Below are 19,203 nucleotides of genomic sequence, written 5' to 3' on the forward strand. Positions count from 1 at the left end.
AATTCAGCTGGGCGTTTCTCGTTTTTACTCTTGTTGCATTCGACTACTCTTTTCGTTCGTTCAGTTGCCAATCGTAATCGTAGCGTATTTTGCCTGAAAACTCGGCCAGTTCCGGGCGGTAGTGGGTTAGGTGATCAAACAGCGCTTCTTTGTCGCCAAAGTCAGCGGCAAACCAATCATAAATTGAGGAGAGCGTGAGTGTCTCACCTTGTATCTCTGCTCCTTTACGACTATTGATAAATGCCTCTGCGGCTTGTTCTAGCAGCGCTTCAGTATTCTCTGCGGTGAACGCAGACGCCTGCAAGTTTGGACAGCCAAGACTGGCGCAATTGACGGCGTAGTGAGTACGAGGATCCTGCCAGATTGGGCGTAAAATGCGGTGCTCGATATCGTTGAGAGTGACCTCTTGGCCATTGATCGTCAGGACATCTTGATCCCAAGGGCCAAAGCTAAATAGCCCACCGAGTTTCGTTATGGATGATACGGGGTAGTGGTCGATGATGAGTTTAACGGTGACGGCATTGTACAGGTTTACCCAATAGGCATATTGCTGGTTCTGGCGTAATTGACGAGGGTCGAGCGTCTCCAATGACTCGATATACCGATTGAGTTTGAGTGTATCTTGAGGCTCAAACGCGCCATAACGCAACAGATGCTCTTCGCCTTGCACAACCAGATATTTATCAAGGAGCTCTTGCCATGCTTGATGAGAGATTGACTCTGCGTGTTCCGGGTTGCTTGTGTTCCAATATGCCCAAAGTTTTGATTCGGGTGCAGCCAACGCGGAGATAGGGGCGAGCAGGAGAAGTGCAGCGAGCGATGTTTTCATCTTATACCTTTACAAATCTGATCTGACAAATCGTACATAATGATTGAGACCCGCCGAGTGCCTGATATATTTCATCTTCAGAGTGGTCAAAAAAAAGCTGGCAGGTTGCCAGCTTTATGGTGAGTGCGAGATTAACGCAAGAACTCGGGGATATTCGCCTCAAAAGCGGCGATCTTCTCTTCGTGTTGTAAGGTCAAACCGATGTTGTCGAGTCCATTGAGCAAGCAATGACGACGGAACTCATCGATCTCGAAACTGTACTCTTTGCCGTTAGCACGCACTTTCATCGCTTCTAAGTCCACTTCCACTTCCGCGCCTTCAGTGGCCTCAACAAATTGAAAAATCTCGTCGACTTCTTGTTCTGCTAAGCGTACAGGGACCATTTGGTTGTTGATCGAGTTGCCGTAAAAAATATCGGCAAAGCTCGGCGCGATCATGGCTTTGATACCGTAGTCGGCTAACGCCCAAGGAGCATGTTCACGTGATGAACCACAACCAAAGTTCTCGCGTGCGAGCAGGATTGAGGCCCCTTTATAACGCGGAGCGTTGAGGACGAAGTCCGGGTTAGGCTTTTCGCCGGCATCATCTAGAAATCGCCAATCATGAAAGAGGTGCTTGCCAAACCCTAAGCGCGAAACCTTTTGTAGGAACTGCTTAGGAATGATTGCATCAGTGTCTACATTTGCTGCATCAAGAGGCACAACCAAGCCGGTATGTTGTTTAAATCCTGACATGTGGTGTCTCCTTAGTTTAACTCACGAATATCAACAAAGTGGCCAGCAATGGCGGCAGCCGCGGCCATGGCAGGGCTGACTAGATGGGTACGACCCCCACGTCCTTGTCGACCTTCAAAATTTCGGTTTGATGTGGAGGCGCAACGCTCTCCTGGCCCTAAGCGGTCATTGTTCATGGCTAGACACATAGAGCAACCAGGTAAGCGCCATTCAAAGCCAGCTTCTTTGAAGATGACATCGAGCCCTTCAGCTTCGGCTTGCGCTTTTACTTGCTCGGAACCCGGTACGATCAACGCTTGCACATGAGCCGCCACTTTGCGTCCTTTCGCCACTGCGGCAGCGGCGCGCATATCCTCGATACGAGAGTTAGTACAAGAACCAACGAACACTTTATCAACGGAGTAGTCAGACAGCGCTTTGCCAGCTTCTAGTCCCATGTAGGCAAGGGCTTTCTCCGCAGAGGCTTTCTCGATAGGATCTTGAAAGCTCTCGGGCGTAGGGATTGGACTATCGACGGCGATCACTTGTCCTGGGTTTGTCCCCCATGTGACTTGTGGTTTGATGTCTGCACCATTTAGCGTAACGACAGCGTCAAACTTGGCGTCATCGTCGGTTTTCAGGGTTTGCCAATACTCTACAGCAGCGTCCCAGTTGGCGCCCGTAGGCGCAAATTTACGACCTTTGATGTAATCGAAAGTGGTTTGATCGGGTGCAATCAGGCCTGCTTTAGCGCCCAATTCAATCGCCATGTTACACACCGTCATGCGACCTTCCATCGACAGATCTCGGATCGCTTCACCGCAGAACTCGACCACGTAACCCGTGCCGCCCGCGGCAGTGGTCTTCCCTATGATGGCAAGTACGATGTCTTTTGCCGTGATGCCAGGGGCGACCTTGCCTTTGACTTCAATCTTCATTGTTTTGGCGCGCGCTTGCTTCAACGTTTGAGTGGCAAGCACATGCTCAACTTCTGAGGTGCCGATACCGAATGCCAAGGAACCAAAGGCGCCGTGCGTTGCGGTATGTGAGTCACCACATACGATGGTCATACCCGGAAGCGTAATACCGAGCTCAGGGCCCATTACGTGGACAATGCCTTGGTATTTGTGGTTGATGTCATACAGTGTGACGCCAAATTCTTCACAGTTTTTGGACAGCGTTTCCATCTGGATTCGCGCCATTTCACCGGATGCATTGATGTCTTTGGTGGTGGTTGAGACGTTGTGATCCATGGTTGCGAAGGTCTTGCTGACTTGACGCACGGTGCGTCCTTTTTCACGCAAGCCATCAAACGCCTGTGGTGAGGTCACTTCATGCACTAAGTGACGATCAATATAAAGGATAGGGTTTTCACCCTCGGCTTCGACGGCGATATGTGCGTCATACACCTTTTCGTATAATGTTTTACCCATTGCTCTTCCTCGTCGTCCTTGTCGATACACCCGCCAATGCCAAGCGGCGATTGGCGGTGTCATGACGACTTATAGTCTGTTGTGTTTGGTCTGTCGATTACGAGTTTAAAATGTATCCAGCGATTTTGTCGCCCATTTCTGAGGTCGTCAGAGCGAGGTTGTTACCGGCAAGGTCTGCGGTAAGTTCACCAGCGGCTAGCGCTTTTGATACGGCATGTTCAATATCTTGCGCTGCTGCTTCTTCGCCTAGGCTGTAACGCAGCATGAGCGCTGCAGACAGAATTTGCGCTACTGGGTTGGCGATGTTTTTGCCTGCGATGTCCGGGGCACTACCGCCAGCGGGTTCATACAGACCAAACTTGCTCTCATTGAGACTGGCAGAAGGGAGCATACCCATTGAGCCGGTGATCATCGCACACTCATCCGAGATGATGTCGCCGAAAATATTCGAGCACAGCATGACATCAAACTGAGCCGGATCTTTGATAAGCTGCATCGTGGCGTTATCGATGTACATGTGAGAAAGCTCAACCTCTGGGTACTCTTTTGCGATCTGTTCCACCACTTCTCGCCATAGAATAGAGCTTTGCAGTACGTTCGCTTTATCAATTGAGCATACTTTCTTGCGGCGCAGCTGTGCAGACTCAAACGCAATACGCGCAATGCGCTCGATTTCAAAGCGGTGGTACACTTCGGTATCAAACGCTTTCTCGTTGGCGCCTTCACCTTCGCGTCCTTTCGGTTGACCGAAGTAGATGCCGCCAGTCAGCTCACGCACGACGACGATATCAAAGCCACGCTCAGAGATGTCTGCGCGCAGTGGTGAGAAGGCTTCCAGTCCAGAATGGATTTGAGCCGGGCGCAGGTTGCAAAAGAGTTGGAAATGTTTACGTAGTGGCAGTAACGCACCACGTTCAGGTTGATCGTTTGGCGGTAGGTGTTCCCATTTCGGACCACCTACTGAGCCAAATAGAACGGCATCGGACTCTTCACACGCCTTCACCGTGCTCTCTGGGAGTGGCGTACCGTGGTTGTCGATGGCGATGCCACCCACATCATGCTGTTCACGCTCAAAGCGGATTCCGTGCTTACTCTCAATCGCATCCAGTACTTTATTGGCTTGCGCCATTACTTCTGGGCCGATGCCGTCACCAGGGAGAACGGCAATGTTGTACGTTTTGTCTGTCATGTTAATCCTTTAATTTTAATTATCGTGAAACCTTGAGACCGGAGCCTCAGGCATCTTATACGGTTGCGATTTTTTTCTGTTTGATTTCAGCAATTTGGTTTGCACGGTGAATGCTGTTGATCACGTGAAGAAGGGCTTGGCCTGAGGCTTCGACAATGTCCGTTGAAACTCCGGTACCGTGATATTTTCGGCCTTTGTAGTTGGCGATAATATCCGCTTGGCCCAAACCATCTTCCCCTTCCCCTTTGGCGGTTAAGTCAAACTTATCCAGTACAATATCATACCCAGTGACGCGATAGATACACTGGTACAAGGCATCCACCGGACCATTGCCGACGGCCGCTTCGCAGCGCTCTTCATCACCGCACTGCAACTTGATACTGGTGGTGGCCATCACGCTACCAGATTGCACGCTGAGATAGTTCAACTTGTAGTAGTCATCTTCTTCGCGCAAGTTAGAGAAGTGCATCAATGCTTCCAAATCGTAGTCAAACACTTGGCCCTTGCGGTCAGCCAGTTTCAAGAAATCTTCGTACAACGCATCTAGGTTGTACTCTTCGCTCTTGTAGCCCATTGAGTCCATATGACTCTTCACCGCGGCACGTCCACTGCGGCTGGTTAGGTTCAACGCTTGGTTTTTCAATCCAATCGATTCTGGCGTCATGATTTCGTAAGTGTTCTTATTCTTCAGCATGCCATCTTGGTGAATGCCAGAAGAGTGGCTAAACGCGTTGGCGCCGACGATCGCTTTGTTGGATTGAATGGGCATATTGCACAATTGGCTGACGAGTTTACTGGTGCGATGGATTTCGTCGTGTTTAAGGCCAGTGTGAACGCCAAGCAGTTCTTGACGAGTTTTGATGATCATCGCGATCTCTTCGAGAGAACAGTTGCCCGCTCGCTCTCCGATGCCATTAATGGTGCCTTCAATTTGACGCGCACCTGCTTGAACCGCTGCAATTGAGTTGGCAACAGACATACCAAGGTCATCGTGACAGTGAACAGAGATAATCGCTTTATCGATGTTTGGCACACGGTTGAATAGAGTTTGAATAATGCCGCCAAACTCGTTGGGCACCGTGTAGCCTACGGTATCAGGGATATTGATCGTACTGGCACCAGCATCGATCGCCGCTTCGACCATACGACATAGGTTGTCAATTGGAGTACGGCCAGCGTCTTCACATGAGAACTCAACATCATCGGTATAGTTACGCGCATGTTTAACCGCTTTGACACCCATTTCGACTACATCGTCGTAGCTGCGGCGAAGCTTGTCTTGAACATGCACTGTAGAGGTCGAAATGAAGGTATGGATACGGAATTGGTCGGCGACCTTTAACGCTTCAGCCGCCGCATCGATGTCTTTCGCCACCGCACGAGAAAGCGCACAGATACGGCTATTTTTGATATTTCGAGCAATCGCTTGGACGGATTCAAAATCACCCGGAGACGATACAGGGAAGCCTGCTTCAATAACATCAACGCCGAGTCTTTCAAGCGCGTAGGCAATCTGCAGTTTCTCTTTAACTGTCAAACTTGCTGACAACGCTTGTTCGCCATCACGCAGTGTGGTGTCGAAAATAATGACTTGATCGTTCATGTTTGCTTCCTTAGTGATTTCTACACATTTGAGTGAGTGAATCGATGACTTCCGGTTTCGTTATAGTAAAAAAAAGCCCGCATATTGATGCGGGCTTTTTGAATCTGTGTGGTGGTTTTTCGTCCACAGCCTACCCGCGCGATTTGGTCACGATAAGGAGGAGGCTCAGCAGGAGAGAAAAACGCATATACATGATTAACGTGTCCTTAAAGGTCGTTATATATCTACAAAATTAAGTTAACAAATTAGTACCGTACTCAACCGCCTAGGTCAACCCTAAAGTGCAAGTTTTCTCCTCTTTCTTGTTTTCTTTATTTTCAACAGACGCAAAGGTTTGCGTTCTCTACTGAGTGTTGATGTCACGCAACTACAGTGAAACGTTCACGAACCTGTCACCAAGAACGCTTAGTTTGTCATCAATACCGTCATGGAAAGGAGTCGGTCATGCGTACTATCGAACCTATCGCAAAGTTAGATTTGGCGTTCTCATTGTTTTGCTTGCAGCACAAGTTTTCTTGGCCTGTGTCTCGCTTGAGCAAAGCCGTCTCTCACACAGGTGATGGACACCTCTATGTGTTATTTGGCGCTCTAGCGTGGGGCTGGGGTGGCGATACTGGGGCTTGGTTTCTGCTTGTTGGTTTAACGGCGTTTCTTATCGAGCTTCCGATTTACTGGACGTTGAAAAACCTATTTAAGCGCCGCCGTCCGCAGGAGTTGTCAGATCTGGTGCCCTCTTTTATTACGCCATCCGATCGCTACAGTTTACCCTCTGGGCATACGGCAGCGGCGTTCTTAATGGCCACCTTGATCGGACACTTTTATCCAGGCTTGGCGGTCATCGCGTTAGTCTGGGCCTGTTTCATCGCCTTATCTCGTATCTTGTTGGGGGTTCATTTTCTCACTGATGTGTTGTTAGGCGCCGTCTTGGGCATGATGTGTGCTCAAGCTGCCCTCACCCTGATTGGAGGTTAATGAGTGAAAATACTGTATGGCGTTCAAGGCACTGGTAATGGTCATATCGCTCGTGCAAGAGCAATGGCACAGTGTTTAAAAAAGAGCGGGTTGGAGGTGCAGTTTCTCTTTTCTGGGCGAGAAAAGTCTAAGTACTTCTCTATGGAGGAGTTTGGCGACTATCAAACTCGGCAAGGCTTTTCATTTGTGACCAATAAAGGTCAGGTGGATTACCTAAAAACCGCCTTGAGCAATAACCCCTGGCACTTTTGGCGAGAAGTCAAACAGCTCGATTTGTCTCAGTACGATCTCGTCCTCAATGATTTCGAGCCTGTGTCTGCTTGGGCCGCACGGCAACAAAACATCCCATCGATTAGCATCAGCCACCAAAACGCCTTTCGCTACCCTGTCCCTTTACGTGGCGCGAGTTGGTTTGATAAACAAGTCATCGAGCATTTTGCCCCAGCCAATTATCACATTGGGCTGCATTGGTATCATTTTGATCAACCCATTTTGCCACCCATTGTGCATACGCATAGAGAAGAGGTGGCAGAAGAAGCGTTTATTTTGGTTTATTTGCCGTTTGAAAGCACCGCCGACATTTCGGAGTTGTTGCTTCGTTTTGTTAACCATCGCTTTATCTGTTATCACCCAGAAATCATCGAACCTGAATTGATCGACAATATCGAGTTTATGCCACTCAGCGTCTCCTCTTTTCATTACCATCTCAATCGCTGCGGTGGGGTGATTGCCAATGGTGGTTTTGAGCTGCCGTCAGAAGCGTTGACGTTGGGTAAGAAGCTGCTACTCAAGCCCTTGAGTGGGCAGTTTGAGCAACTGAGCAATGTGGCAACATTAGAGGATCTTGGGTTGGCGTCGTCGATGGAGATGCTGGATGCCTCGATTGTTCGTCGTTGGCTCGATGAGCCTGGAGCAGAGAGTGTGAATTACCCCGATGTCGCACAGGCCATTGTGGCGTGGATTGAAAAAGGGCGTTGGGATGATCAGTTGGCGTTGACCGGTGAACTATGGGAGCGAGTGGATTTTCCAAGTTATGTTACCCCCTCCTAGCGTTGAGATAGGCGCTACGTTGATTCGACAAAAACAGCATCAGTTATTGATGCTGTTTTTGTATCTGCGAGAGTAACTATTGATTCCCTCCATAATAGCGGCGCGATATGGAAATGCGCGAGGTATATAAAATATTTGTATATTTCTATAAAAAACAGCGTTTTAGTTATTTTTATATGTGGCTTAACATGTTGATTTGTAAGTTCTTTCTAATTTGTATGATAAAAAATACTGATTAAATATCAATCTAGTTGATAAGCGCAGTTTGATTCGTTGATAGTAGTAATGCGTTAGGAAATATCTGACTTAGAAATACGAGTGCCATCCCGTGCCACGGCTTTCTGTTCCCCACCTATTCGCATCAAAAATATCGAATGAATTTGACGAATTTTAATGAGGCTTGCCAAATGAATGACAAGAAAGAATCGGTTAGCGCTATGTCTAGCTACCGTATGGAAAGTACGTTACGTGGAGTGGATCTCAACCTATTAACCGTGTTTGATGCAGTGATGCAAGAGCAAAACATCACACGCGCTGCGCATAACTTGGGCATGTCTCAACCTGCAGTGAGCAACGCTGTCGCACGCCTAAAAGTGATGTTTAATGACGAACTCTTTATGCGTCAAGGTCGCGGTATCCAACCGACTCAACGCGCTCGCCAACTGTTTGGCCCTGTGCGTCAAGCGTTGCAACTGATCCGTAACGAGCTGCCAAGTTCTGTGTTTTCTCCTGAAACGTCAACACGTCTTTTCAAGCTTGGTATTTGCAGCCCTTGTGACATGCGTTTTGCACCCAAAATCATGGCAACGATTCACGAGTTGGCACCGAATGTCCAACTGCACCTCGATGCGGAATTTGACCGCCAATTAGCTGAGCGCATGCGTTATCAAGAAATTGATTTTGTGATTGATTACGCCCGTTTTGATGAGCAAGGTTTCTCAAGCACAGAAATCTTCCAAGACGAATTGGTTGTCGTCGCATCAAAAGCACACTCGCGCATTAACGGCAGCGTGAGCGCAGATGACTTGCTGCGTGAGCGTCATGCAAAACTGTCTAAAATTCATGGTCAGCGTAGCTTCTCTGAGCAAGCTTATCGTGATTTAGACTTACAAGCGTACTATGAAGGTACGAGCTTGAGTAACGTGCTGTACGTGGTCGGTCAGTCAGAGCTCGTGACTATCGCACCGCGTTGGATGGTTGAAAATGCCGCCAACAAAGAGCAGCTACAGGTACTTGAGTTCCCGTTTGAGAACGCCAGTATCAGTGGCTACCTCAGCTGGCACGAGTCGAGTGAAAAAGACAAAGGCCACATCTGGTTGCGTGATCAACTGATGATGGTGTGCGGTGAAGTGGTCGCTTTAAACTAATTGACACACTTTTCTTGTATTAAAAAACCTTGGGTGGCTCTCGCCTCCCGAGGTTTTTTACTATTTAGCGGCAGAAGTTTGATGAGTGTCAGTTGCCTTTTCAAACTTGAAATGTACACTTGTGCGCTGAAATAAGGCTTACAGGTGTAAGCTAAAGGTAGAAGTGATGGCCAATTTAGATTTTCATATCGTACAACGAATTCGAGACAGAATTGCACAAGGCGCCGATCGCGCCGCGCTCAAGCACAAAGTGAACGGTGCTTGGCAAGACATCAGTTGGAAGCAGTTCGGTCAGCAAGTGGACGCCGTGTCGCTTGCACTATTGGCTCAAGGATTGAGAATACAAGATAAAGTCGGCATTTTTTCCAACAACATGCCGCAATGGACCATCGCTGATATCGGTGCGCTGCAAGCCCGTATCGTGACCGTTCCTATTTATCCGACCAACACCGCTGCCCAGTCCGCATATATCGTAGAAAACGCGGATGTGAAAGTGCTGTTTGTTGGCGAGCAAACTCAGTTTGATGCGGCGTTAGAGATCACGACATTGTGCCCTCAGCTTGAGTTGATTGTCGCTATGTCCGATGACATCGAATTAGGGGATGCGCCGAACGCGATGAGCTGGAAAGGGTTTATTGCCAGCGGCAGCGAAGCGCACCAAGCGGAGCTTGACGCGCGTTTAAGCCAATCAAACGCCGATGATCTGCTCACACTGATTTACACCTCAGGTACTACCGGTCAACCGAAAGGCGTGATGCTCGATTACGCTAACATTGCCGCGCAACTCGAAGGGCATGACAAACGTCTGAGCCTCTCTCAAGATGATGTGTCGCTCTGTTTCTTGCCGTTGTCTCACGTGTTTGAGCGGGCGTGGACTTACTACGTGCTCTACAAAGGCGCGACCAACTGTTATCTGCAAGACACCATGCAAGTGCGTGATGCCTTAGGCGAAGTGCGCCCTACTGTGATGTGTGCGGTGCCAAGATTTTACGAGAAAATCTTCTCGGCCATTCATGAGAAAGTGTCTAAAGCTCCACTGATTCGCAAAGTGCTGTTCACCTGGGCGGTGAATATGGGCGCCAAGGTGTCGGCGTGTCATCAAGAGGGACGAGAGCCTTCTTTGCTACTGAAAAAGTCACATGCGCTTGCGGATAAATTGGTCCTGTCGAAGCTGCGTGCTTTATTGGGTGGTCGCATCAACTTTATGCCTTGTGGCGGCGCAAAGCTTGATGAAACCATTGGCCGTTTTTTCCATGCTTTAGGCATTAACGTCAAGTTAGGCTACGGTATGACGGAAACCACCGCGACGGTGTCATGCTGGAGCGATACCGGTTTTAACCCTGACTCCATTGGTGTCACTATGCCCGGTGCGCAAGTGAAAATCGGAGAGAACAACGAGATTCTCGTTCGTGGTCCTATGGTCATGCGTGGTTATTACAAAATGCCCGAAGAGACAGCGAAGAGTTTTGACGAGCAAGGCTTCTTGAAGACAGGAGACGCGGGGCATATTGATGAGGATGGCCATCTCTTTATTACCGACCGTATCAAAGAGCTGATGAAAACCTCCGGCGGTAAATACATTGCGCCTCAAGTGGTGGAAGGGGCGATTGGCAAAGATCACTTCATTGAGCAGGTGGCGGTGATTGCCGATACGCGCAAATTTGTCTCCGCTCTGATTGTGCCTTGTTTTGACAGCTTGGAAGAGTACGCCAAAGAGTTGAACATTAAGTATCACGACAGGGTCGAGCTGATAAAACACCACCAAGTGGTCGAAATGCTGGAAAAGCGAGTCAAAGATCTGCAAAAAGAGTTGGCCAATTTTGAGCAAGTGAAGAAGTTCAAACTGCTGCCTAAAGCCTTCTCAATGGACGATGGCGAGCTAACGCCCACTCAAAAACTGCGCAGAAAAGTGATTAATGATAAATATCAGGACGAAATCGAAGAAATGTACAGTGATAAGCCGGAACACAAGTAGTTCCGCGCTAGGATAATTTTTCGATTGATGAAAAATCCCTCAATGACATACATGAGTCATTGAGGGATTTTTTTTTGCGCTTTACTCATCAGCTTTAGCCAATGAGATGAGGATGACGAGAAGTGATGAAACAATATATATGACTAAAATTTTCCGTTAATTTAATGCCTTGTATTGCTTTGGTGCCACTTGGTGAGTATTTAAGGCCCTGTTTCCTTGTTTAGTAGCATCTTGTCAATTTTGCGAGGTAAATCGCATTAGACCTGGTGCTAATTAAACGTTACATTTGTTGCGTTACCTTGCTTTTTGTTACGACAGAGCAGGACATAGCCGAAAAAGTGTATGTATTTCGATTAGGCTACGAATAAGACCTAGACTATGTAAAACCAGCTCAATTGATTGACCTTATTGATTGAGGTACTGGTAAGGAGAAAAATATGGCAGCAATGTTGTCCGGAGCAGAGATGGTGGTGCAATCTCTGATCGAAGAAGGCGTTGAACAGATCTTTGGATACCCAGGTGGTTCCGTTCTTGATATCTATGATGCGCTGCACGCCAAAACCGACCAAATCAAGCACGTTCTCGTGCGTCACGAACAAGCCGCTACCCACATGGCCGACGGCTATGCAAGAGCAACGGGCAATCCAGGTGTGGTGCTTGTCTGTTCTGGACCCGGTGCGACCAATACCATTACGGGGATCGCGACGGCGTACATGGATTCTATCCCGATGATCGTCATTTCTGGCAACGTGCCCAATAACCTGATTGGCAACGATGCGTTCCAAGAGTGTGACATTGTTGGGGTCTCTCGTCCTGTGGTAAAACACAGTTTTTTGGTGAAAAAAGCGGAAGATATTCCTGAAACGGTTAAAAAAGCCTTTTATATTGCAACTACCGGGCGACCAGGTCCCGTGGTGATTGATTTACCTAAGGATGTGATGAATCCTTTGGTGAAGCTGCCTTACGAGTATCCTTCATCCATCTCAATGCGCTCTTACAAGCCGACAACCAGCGGCCACAAAGGGCAGATCAAAAAGGCGCTGAAAGCGCTGCTCGACGCGAAAAAGCCGGTTCTTTATGTCGGTGGTGGCGCGGTGATCGCCGAAGCAGATAAACCGCTGCTTAAATTGGCAGAAGCGCTGAATTTGCCGGTTGTTAGCACACTGATGGGGCTAGGGGCTTTCCCCGGCACACACAAAAATGCGCTCGGTATGCTCGGGATGCATGGTCTGTATGAAGCAAACATGGCGATGCATAACGCCGATCTGATCTTTGGTGTTGGGGTTCGCTTTGATGATCGCACCACCAACAATCTAGAGAAATATTGTCCCGATGCGAAAGTTATGCATGTCGACATTGATCCCTCATCCATCTCTAAAAACGTCAAAGCGGATCTGCCGATCGTCGGCTCTGCGGACAAAGTACTGCAAGCTATGGTGGATCTGTTAGAAGACCAACAAGCATCCAACGATCAACAAGCATTGACTCGCTGGTGGGACGACATTCAAACATGGCGCGACCGCGCTTGCTTAGCGTATGAAACCTCTCCAGAGCGGATTAAGCCTCAGCAAGTTATCGAGACACTGCACAAGCTGACGAATGGCGATGCTTATGTGGCTTCTGATGTTGGTCAGCACCAGATGTTTGCCGCGCTCTACTACCCGTTTAATAAACCTCGCCGCTGGATCAATTCTGGTGGTCTAGGCACGATGGGTTTTGGCCTCCCTGCGGGTATGGGGGTGAAATTTGCTAAGCCGAATGAAGAAGTGGTTGTCGTGACGGGCGATGGCAGTATTCAGATGAACATCCAAGAGCTCTCTACGGCGATGCAGTATGATATTCCGGTGAAGATCATTAACCTCAACAACCGTTTCTTGGGCATGGTCAAACAGTGGCAAGACATTATCTACCAAGGGCGACACTCCAACTCCTACATGAGTTCTGTTCCTGACTTTGCAGCCATTGCACAGGCGTATGGGCATGTGGGTATCCGTATCGAAACCCCCGATCAGCTGGAAGCGGGCTTAAAGCAAGCTTTGGATATGAAAGATCGTTTGGTGTTTGTGGATATCAATGTCGATGAAACAGAGCACGTTTACCCAATGCAGATCAAAGGCGAGGGTATGGACAAAATGTGGTTGAGCAAAACGGAGAGAACCTAATTATGCGACATATTATTTCACTACTACTGGAAAACCAGCCGGGTGCCTTGTCTCGCGTGGTGGGGCTATTCTCTCAGCGTGGCTACAACATTGAGTCATTGACGGTATCACCGACAGACGATGAGACCTTATCACGCCTCAACATTACGACCATTTCAGATAACATGCAGCTTGAACAGATTCAAAAGCAACTGCACAAGCTGATTGACGTGCTGAAAGTGCAAGAAGTCACCGAGTTTGAGCATATCGAACGCGAACTGATGATGGTGAAAGTCAAAGCCAGTGGCTTTGCTCGCGCTGAAGTGAAGCGCACGGCGGATATTTTCCGCGGCCAAATTGTCGATGTGACCTCTTCGCAATACACCGTTCAGTTGGCCGGGACTAGCGACAAACTGGATGCCTTCATTCAAGCGATTTCTGAAGTGACGGACGTGATTGAAGTGGCGCGAAGTGGCGTGGTAGGCATTGCTCGCGGAGAGCGCACACTCAAGCCATAAACCCATCTTTAATTAAGTTTATCCCAATAAAAAACCACCTCGCGGTGGTTTTTTATTGCTGCTCAACGAACCATTAGTGCAGGATTCGCGCGCGAATGGTGCCTTCAATGCTTTTTAGCTTCTCAAGCGCCTCTTCAGAGCGGCCCGTTTCAACGTCAATCACCACGTAGCCGATCTCTGCGCTGGTTTGCAGGTACTGAGCCGCGATGTTGATGCCGTCTTCTGCGAAGATGGTGTTGATTTGCGTCAGGATGCCAGGACGGTTTTTGTGAATGTGCAGCAAACGTGAGCAGTCACGGTGTTCAGGCAACGACACCTCTGGGAAGTTAACACTCGATAGGGTTGACCCGTTGTCTGAGTATTTCGCTAATTTGCCCGCGACTTCCACGCCGATGTTCTCTTGCGCTTCTTGCGTCGAACCGCCGACGTGAGGGGTCAGAATAACGTTGTCAAACTTCTGTAATGGCGATTCAAATGGGTCCGCATTGGTCTTTGGTTCCACCGGGAATACATCAATCGCCGCGCCAGCTAGGTGGCCTGATTCCATTGCATGGCACAGCGCTTCAATATCCACCACGGTACCACGAGCGGCGTTGATGAAGATTGAGCCTGGCTTCATACGAGCAAACTCTTCAGCGCCCATCATGTTTTTGGTTTCTGGTGTTTCTGGTACGTGCAGAGAAATGACATCACACTTATTGAGAAGCTCACTCATGGTATGAACTTGTGTCGCGTTCCCTAGAGAGAGTTTGTTTTCAATGTCGTAATAGTAGACGCGCATACCCAAGTTTTCAGCGATGATGCCCAACTGAGTACCGATGTGACCGTAACCAATGATGCCAAGGCGTTTACCGCGCGCTTCGTAAGAGTGATCGGCACTCTTTTTCCAAATGCCACGGTGGGCGAGGGCATTCTTTTCAGGGATACCGCGAAGGAGTAGGAGAACTTGACCTAGCACCAACTCTGCCACACTGCGCGTGTTTGAGAATGGGGCGTTAAACACTGGAATACCGCGAACGGACGCCGCATTAAGATCCACTTGGTTGGTACCAATACAAAAACAGCCAATCGCGACTAACTTTTCAGCAGCATCAATTACTTCCTTGGAGAGGTTGGTACGCGAGCGAATACCAATAAAGTGGGCATCTTTAACGGCTTCTAGAAGCTCATCTTCTGCAAGGGAACCTTTATGGTACTCAATGTTGGAGTAGCCAGCGGCTTGCAAAACTTCGACCGACGATGGGTGAAGGCCTTCTAGGAGTAGAATCTTAATTTTGTCTTTTTCCAGTGAAACTTTGGCCATTATGTTCATCCTTATAATGGGAAATTGGGGCTTAACTGGCGCACATGTTAAATGACAACGTTTTTTCGACACTTAGTGTGACGCAAACGTTTTCCTTGCGCGTCTTCTGCTCACTAAGTTAACAAAAAAAATACAGCTTGGGTAAGAAAATTACGGAATAAGGAATAATTTTTATCGGGCTAAAAAGAAAAACGGCACCTAAAGGCGCCGTTTGTAAGGAAATAACTAAATTAAGTCGTGTTATGCCTCGATTTGGGCTCCGTTTGGTGTACCGGTGATCACGATATCCGCGCAGCGATGAGCGAACAGGCCAACGGTCACGACGCCCGCGATGGCATTGATCTGATCTTCGGTCTTTTTAGGTTCAACAATCTTCATATTGTGAACGTCGAGAATGATGTTGCCATTGTCGGTCAGAACACCTTCACGGTAGACTGGCTCACCACCAAGTTTAACCAGTTCACGTGCAACGTAAGCGCGAGCCATAGGGATGACTTCAACAGGCAATGGGAATTGACCAAGAACCTCAACAGCTTTGGTGTTGTCGACAATACAGATGAACTTGTCGGAAAGCGCCGCGACGATCTTTTCACGAGTCAGTGCCGCGCCGCCACCTTTGATCATTTCACGTGCTGGGTTGATCTCATCCGCGCCATCGACGTAAACATCCAGTTTGGTTACGTCATTGCAATCAAACACTTCGATACCGAGTCCTTTGAGTTTCTCGGTGGAAGCTTCAGAGCTGGATACGGCACCTTTGATGTCGTCTTTCATAGTGCCCAATGCATCGATGAAGTGATTCACAGTGGAGCCCGTACCCACACCGACAATGCTGCCTTTTTCGACATATTGTAGTGCAGCCCAGCCGGCTTCTTTTTTCATTTCATCTTGAGTCATGCCCATCTCCTAAATGCGGTGTAAATATCGGTGAATTGCGCGCGATTATAGCCGCAAATGGCGTCTATTCCCAATCCCATATCCGGCTTGGGGTCACTATTTTTGGAAGTGGCACGTCCCATTGCTCAGCAGGTAGGACATCAACGTGTTGGCAATCATGGGCTAAGCCAATTGGCTTTGCGCCTTGCGAGCAGGCAAACCATTTGGCTAAGGTACGATCGTAGTAGCCGCCGCCCATGCCAAGGCGTTGGCCACTGGAGTCAAAACCGACCAAAGGTGTACAGATTAAATCCAGTTTTTCTACCGGGATGACTTGAGTTTGGTCAAGCTTGGGCTCTGGAATGTAGAAGCGGTTTTCCACTAACGGCGTGTTGGCGTGATAGTGCAAAAACAGCAGGTGGCCTTTGGAAAAAGGATGCAGCACAGGGAGATAGGTTTTTTTACCTTGTTGCCATAGCCATTCGATTAACGGCATGGTGTCAATTTCGCCGTCCGTTGAGAGATAAAGTGCGATGTGCTCGGCAGAGGTGAGCTCTGGAAGTGATGAAAACTGATGCACGAGATCAAGCGCGGCGAGGTGCTGCACATCACTGTCAAGTTGCTGTCGTTTTTGGCGGATGGTTTGACGAAATTGTTGTCGAGACTCAGACATGCTGCGTTACCCCTATCAAAGGGTAAATCCAACGCATGTTGCGCAAGGAGGATACCCCAGAGTGCCGTTGGAGATGTTGACCCTTGAACCAGCTGGTTCAAGGCGGATCAGCAATGATAACCGTAGGCTTCTCGGTGCATGCCGAGCTTGCTCAATAGCTATCAAGTACCGACCCTTGGGTATTGCTTATCGGCTCAGGGACTAATCCCCTCACGCACACTCCAGGGTAAATTCTTGATTATTGCTGTCCTGGCTTTACTTTATTCAATGCATCGTCAATCGATGCGGTGAGCAATTCCATGCGCTCACACATGTGATTCTGTTGCTCTTCCACAGTATCACGGGTTTCGAGTTCATGACAGAAGTTCAGCGCGACGAAGGTCAGCAATTGCACTTCATTGGTCATTTTGGTTTTTGCGGTCATCTCTTTTAGGCTTTCATCAAGGCGCTTTGCAGCTCGACGTAGTGAGTCTTCTTGTCCCGCAGGGCAATTCACTCTCGTCAGCTTTCCTAAAATTTCGACATCTACCGCTTGATTACTCATATCAATTCAAATATTCCGATTAAGATGACAATCCAGCGCCCTACGCAATGTCACCGAGGAGGAAACTATAGGAAAAGCCTAGATAAGATTCAAGCTTTTCACGACCGACTCGAGTCTAAAAAGACACGAAATGGACAATTTGCGTAAAAGCTATTCACTATTGTCGATTCGTGCGTTTTCGCCAGGTGTGGTAAGTGTTAGGATTAGTCCAATTCCTGTAAAATTTGGGTCATTTCTATGAGCAATAAATCCCTACCAGATTACCTCTCTCTCGCTAGCGAACTGCAAAGTGCCGGACTGGCTGTGAACCCTTCTGAGCTACACGGCTTATTGACGGGCATGCTCAGCGGTGGTTTGAGTCTGACTGATAAAAGCTGGCAGCCGATGCTGTTTGACTACACCAATGAAGGCATGGGATGGCCAACCAGTGCGTTAGCGCACGCGCAAAAGACGTTGGATGTGACGGTTGCAGATATGACCAGCGCCAGCTTAGAGATGGCCTTGCTATTGCCCGATGAGGAGGCCAGTGCCTCGTTGTTTGATGTGGCTGATGGTGTGGCCGATTGGGTAAACCATTTTATCTCTGGGCTTGGCTTGGTCGGCACCAATTTGAAAAAAGCGTCTCAAGAGTGCAAAGAAGCCCTTGCGGATCTTGAGGAGATCTCGAAATTGGGGATCGACGAAGACGATGATCTGCAAGAGCAGGCCGATCTACTTCTGCAAGTGATCGAGCACATCAAAGCGTGCGTACTGACGATTCATGCCGAGTTCGGTCAAAAACCGAGTACGCCCGATCGCGCACCTACGATCCATTAATTCGTCAGTAAGGAATCAGGATGAAGCAGTATGATGTGGTGATATCAGGGGGAGCCATGGCGGGAATGACGCTGGCTCTCGCGCTGGATACTCTGTGTCATGGTGAGTTGTCGATTGCGGTTGTGGAGTCTTTCGAGTCCGATCACAGTCGACACCCTGGCTTTGATTCGCGCTCTATCGCGCTTTCTTATGGCAGTGCGAAGCAGTTGAAGCAGTGGGGGCTGTGGGCAGCCATCGCGCCAGTGGCAACAAGCATCAATCATATCCATGTCTCTGATCGCGGCCATGCAGGCATGACGTCGATCAGCAGAGAAGAGATCGGTGATCAAGCGTTGGGCTACGTTGTCGAATTGGCCGATGTTGGGCGTATTTATCACCAGCTCGTCAGTGAGCGCCCCGCGATTACGCTCTACTGTCCAGATTCTGTGCTACAACTTGAGAGAAGTGTTCAGCACGTTGAGATCGCCCTCTCTAGTGGCGAGCATATTAGAAGTCGATTGCTGGTTGCGGCAGACGGTGCGTTATCATCGAGCTGCGATCAAGTGGGGCTGACCCTCGATGAGCATGACTTTGAGCAAGTGGCGATCATTGCCAATATTCGTGCTCAGCAGCCTCATCATGGACAGGCATTTGAGCGCTTCACTGAAGCCGGCCCTTTGGCGCTGTTACCTATGTCTCAAGAGCGGTTGTCTTTGGTGTGGTGCGTCAAACCTGATCGCGCTAGCGAGTTTCTTTCCCTCTCTGACAGCGCGTTTTTAGCTCAGCTACAAACGGCGTTTGGTTGGCGACTTGGCCAGTTGCAACGGGCTGGCCAACGCGCCAGCTATCCACTGATTTTGCGTACACGTCGACAAACGATCGCCCATCGTATCGCGGTGGTGGGCAACGCAGCGCAAACCTTGCACCCTATCGCAGGGCAAGGGTTTAACCTAGGTATCCGAGATGTGGCGACACTGGCTGAGCTGATCGCGGGCGCACCCAACGATCCTGGGCACTATGATCTTTTGTCCAAATATCGCCAGCGTCGAGAAGCGGATCGTGAGCAGACCATTGCGTTGACCGCCGGTCTGGTTCATACCTTCTCGAACGATTACTTAGCCATGCGAATTGGTCGAAACGTCGGACTGGCGGTAATGGAGTGGGCGCCGCCAGTGAAAAAGCCACTTTTACAACGCACATTGGGTTTGGTGGCACGTTAACC

The 19,203-nt window shown here is 49.0% G+C and carries 17 protein-coding genes and 1 other RNA gene; 8 read left to right on the top strand and 10 right to left on the bottom strand.

The annotated features are described in order from the left end of the window. Window positions 1-43: 43 nt before the first annotated feature. The 5 genes from AC6R0R_RS08130 to leuA form a co-directional block, all read right to left on the bottom strand. Window positions 44-829: a DUF547 domain-containing protein gene (locus AC6R0R_RS08130; protein WP_500626331.1), complete on the bottom strand. Its 786-nt coding sequence runs from the start codon at window positions 827-829 to the stop codon at window positions 44-46. A 131-nt stretch (window positions 830-960) separates the two neighbouring features. Further along, complete coding sequence (gene leuD, locus AC6R0R_RS08135; protein WP_500626332.1) at window positions 961-1,563, bottom strand: 3-isopropylmalate dehydratase small subunit; 603 nt, start codon at window positions 1,561-1,563, stop codon at window positions 961-963. 11 nt (window positions 1,564-1,574) lie between these two features. Then, a complete protein-coding gene (gene leuC, locus AC6R0R_RS08140; protein WP_487901397.1) occupies window positions 1,575-2,975 on the bottom strand; it encodes a 3-isopropylmalate dehydratase large subunit in 1,401 nt (466 codons plus the stop codon). 97 nt (window positions 2,976-3,072) lie between these two features. Beyond that, window positions 3,073-4,164: a 3-isopropylmalate dehydrogenase gene (gene leuB, locus AC6R0R_RS08145; protein ID WP_500626333.1), complete on the bottom strand. Its 1,092-nt coding sequence runs from the start codon at window positions 4,162-4,164 to the stop codon at window positions 3,073-3,075. Window positions 4,165-4,219: 55 nt separating this feature from the next. Further along, on the bottom strand, window positions 4,220-5,767 hold the full coding sequence (gene leuA / locus AC6R0R_RS08150; protein ID WP_500626334.1) for a 2-isopropylmalate synthase: 1,548 nt from the start codon (window positions 5,765-5,767) through the stop codon (window positions 4,220-4,222). Window positions 5,768-6,211: 444 nt separating this feature from the next. On the opposite strand from leuA, the gene AC6R0R_RS08155 reads away from it, so the two are divergent. The 6 genes from AC6R0R_RS08155 (at window position 6,212) to ilvN (ending at window position 13,790) form a co-directional block, all read left to right on the top strand. After that, window positions 6,212-6,739, top strand: coding sequence for a phosphatase PAP2 family protein (locus AC6R0R_RS08155; RefSeq protein WP_487901394.1), 528 nt, complete (start codon window positions 6,212-6,214; stop codon window positions 6,737-6,739). Between the two features lie 3 nt (window positions 6,740-6,742). After that, window positions 6,743-7,789 (top strand): MJ1255/VC2487 family glycosyltransferase, encoded by a 1,047-nt coding sequence (locus AC6R0R_RS08160; protein ID WP_500626335.1) that lies wholly within the window; start codon window positions 6,743-6,745, stop codon window positions 7,787-7,789. A 407-nt stretch (window positions 7,790-8,196) separates the two neighbouring features. Next, on the top strand, window positions 8,197-9,156 hold the full coding sequence (gene leuO / locus AC6R0R_RS08165; RefSeq protein ID WP_500626336.1) for a transcriptional regulator LeuO: 960 nt from the start codon (window positions 8,197-8,199) through the stop codon (window positions 9,154-9,156). A gap of 166 nt (window positions 9,157-9,322) precedes the next feature. Beyond that, window positions 9,323-11,131, top strand: coding sequence for an AMP-dependent synthetase/ligase (locus tag AC6R0R_RS08170; RefSeq protein ID WP_500626337.1), 1,809 nt, complete (start codon window positions 9,323-9,325; stop codon window positions 11,129-11,131). Window positions 11,132-11,568: 437 nt separating this feature from the next. Then, a complete protein-coding gene (locus AC6R0R_RS08175; protein ID WP_500626338.1) occupies window positions 11,569-13,293 on the top strand; it encodes an acetolactate synthase 3 large subunit in 1,725 nt (574 codons plus the stop codon). Between the two features lie 2 nt (window positions 13,294-13,295). Further along, window positions 13,296-13,790, top strand: coding sequence for an acetolactate synthase small subunit (ilvN, locus tag AC6R0R_RS08180; RefSeq protein ID WP_334554152.1), 495 nt, complete (start codon window positions 13,296-13,298; stop codon window positions 13,788-13,790). A gap of 73 nt (window positions 13,791-13,863) precedes the next feature. On the opposite strand, the gene serA is transcribed toward ilvN, so the two are convergent. From serA to AC6R0R_RS08205, 5 genes are all read right to left on the bottom strand, one after another. Beyond that, window positions 13,864-15,093 (bottom strand): phosphoglycerate dehydrogenase, encoded by a 1,230-nt coding sequence (gene serA, locus AC6R0R_RS08185; RefSeq protein WP_487901390.1) that lies wholly within the window; start codon window positions 15,091-15,093, stop codon window positions 13,864-13,866. 240 nt (window positions 15,094-15,333) lie between these two features. Then, window positions 15,334-15,990 carry a ribose-5-phosphate isomerase RpiA gene (rpiA, locus tag AC6R0R_RS08190; protein WP_500626339.1) on the bottom strand — a complete coding sequence of 219 codons (657 nt, stop codon included), beginning with the start codon at window positions 15,988-15,990 and terminating at the stop codon, window positions 15,334-15,336. 64 nt (window positions 15,991-16,054) lie between these two features. Further along, entirely contained in the window at window positions 16,055-16,642 is a 588-nt protein-coding gene (locus tag AC6R0R_RS08195) for a 5-formyltetrahydrofolate cyclo-ligase (RefSeq protein WP_500626340.1), read from the bottom strand. Window positions 16,643-16,691: 49 nt separating this feature from the next. Beyond that, window positions 16,692-16,873: non-coding RNA, 6S RNA (ssrS, locus tag AC6R0R_RS08200), on the bottom strand. Between the two features lie 7 nt (window positions 16,874-16,880). Beyond that, a complete protein-coding gene (locus AC6R0R_RS08205; protein ID WP_334554159.1) occupies window positions 16,881-17,186 on the bottom strand; it encodes a cell division protein ZapA in 306 nt (101 codons plus the stop codon). Window positions 17,187-17,423: 237 nt separating this feature from the next. Between AC6R0R_RS08205 and AC6R0R_RS08210 the strand changes: the two genes are divergently transcribed. After that, window positions 17,424-18,002 (top strand): YecA/YgfB family protein, encoded by a 579-nt coding sequence (locus AC6R0R_RS08210; RefSeq protein WP_500626341.1) that lies wholly within the window; start codon window positions 17,424-17,426, stop codon window positions 18,000-18,002. 20 nt (window positions 18,003-18,022) lie between these two features. Further along, on the top strand, window positions 18,023-19,201 hold the full coding sequence (gene ubiH / locus AC6R0R_RS08215; RefSeq protein WP_500626342.1) for a 2-octaprenyl-6-methoxyphenyl hydroxylase: 1,179 nt from the start codon (window positions 18,023-18,025) through the stop codon (window positions 19,199-19,201). Window positions 19,202-19,203: the final 2 nt, after the last annotated feature.

The sequence above is a fragment of the Vibrio sp. R12-SW3-ISO1 genome (assembly GCF_059834005.1).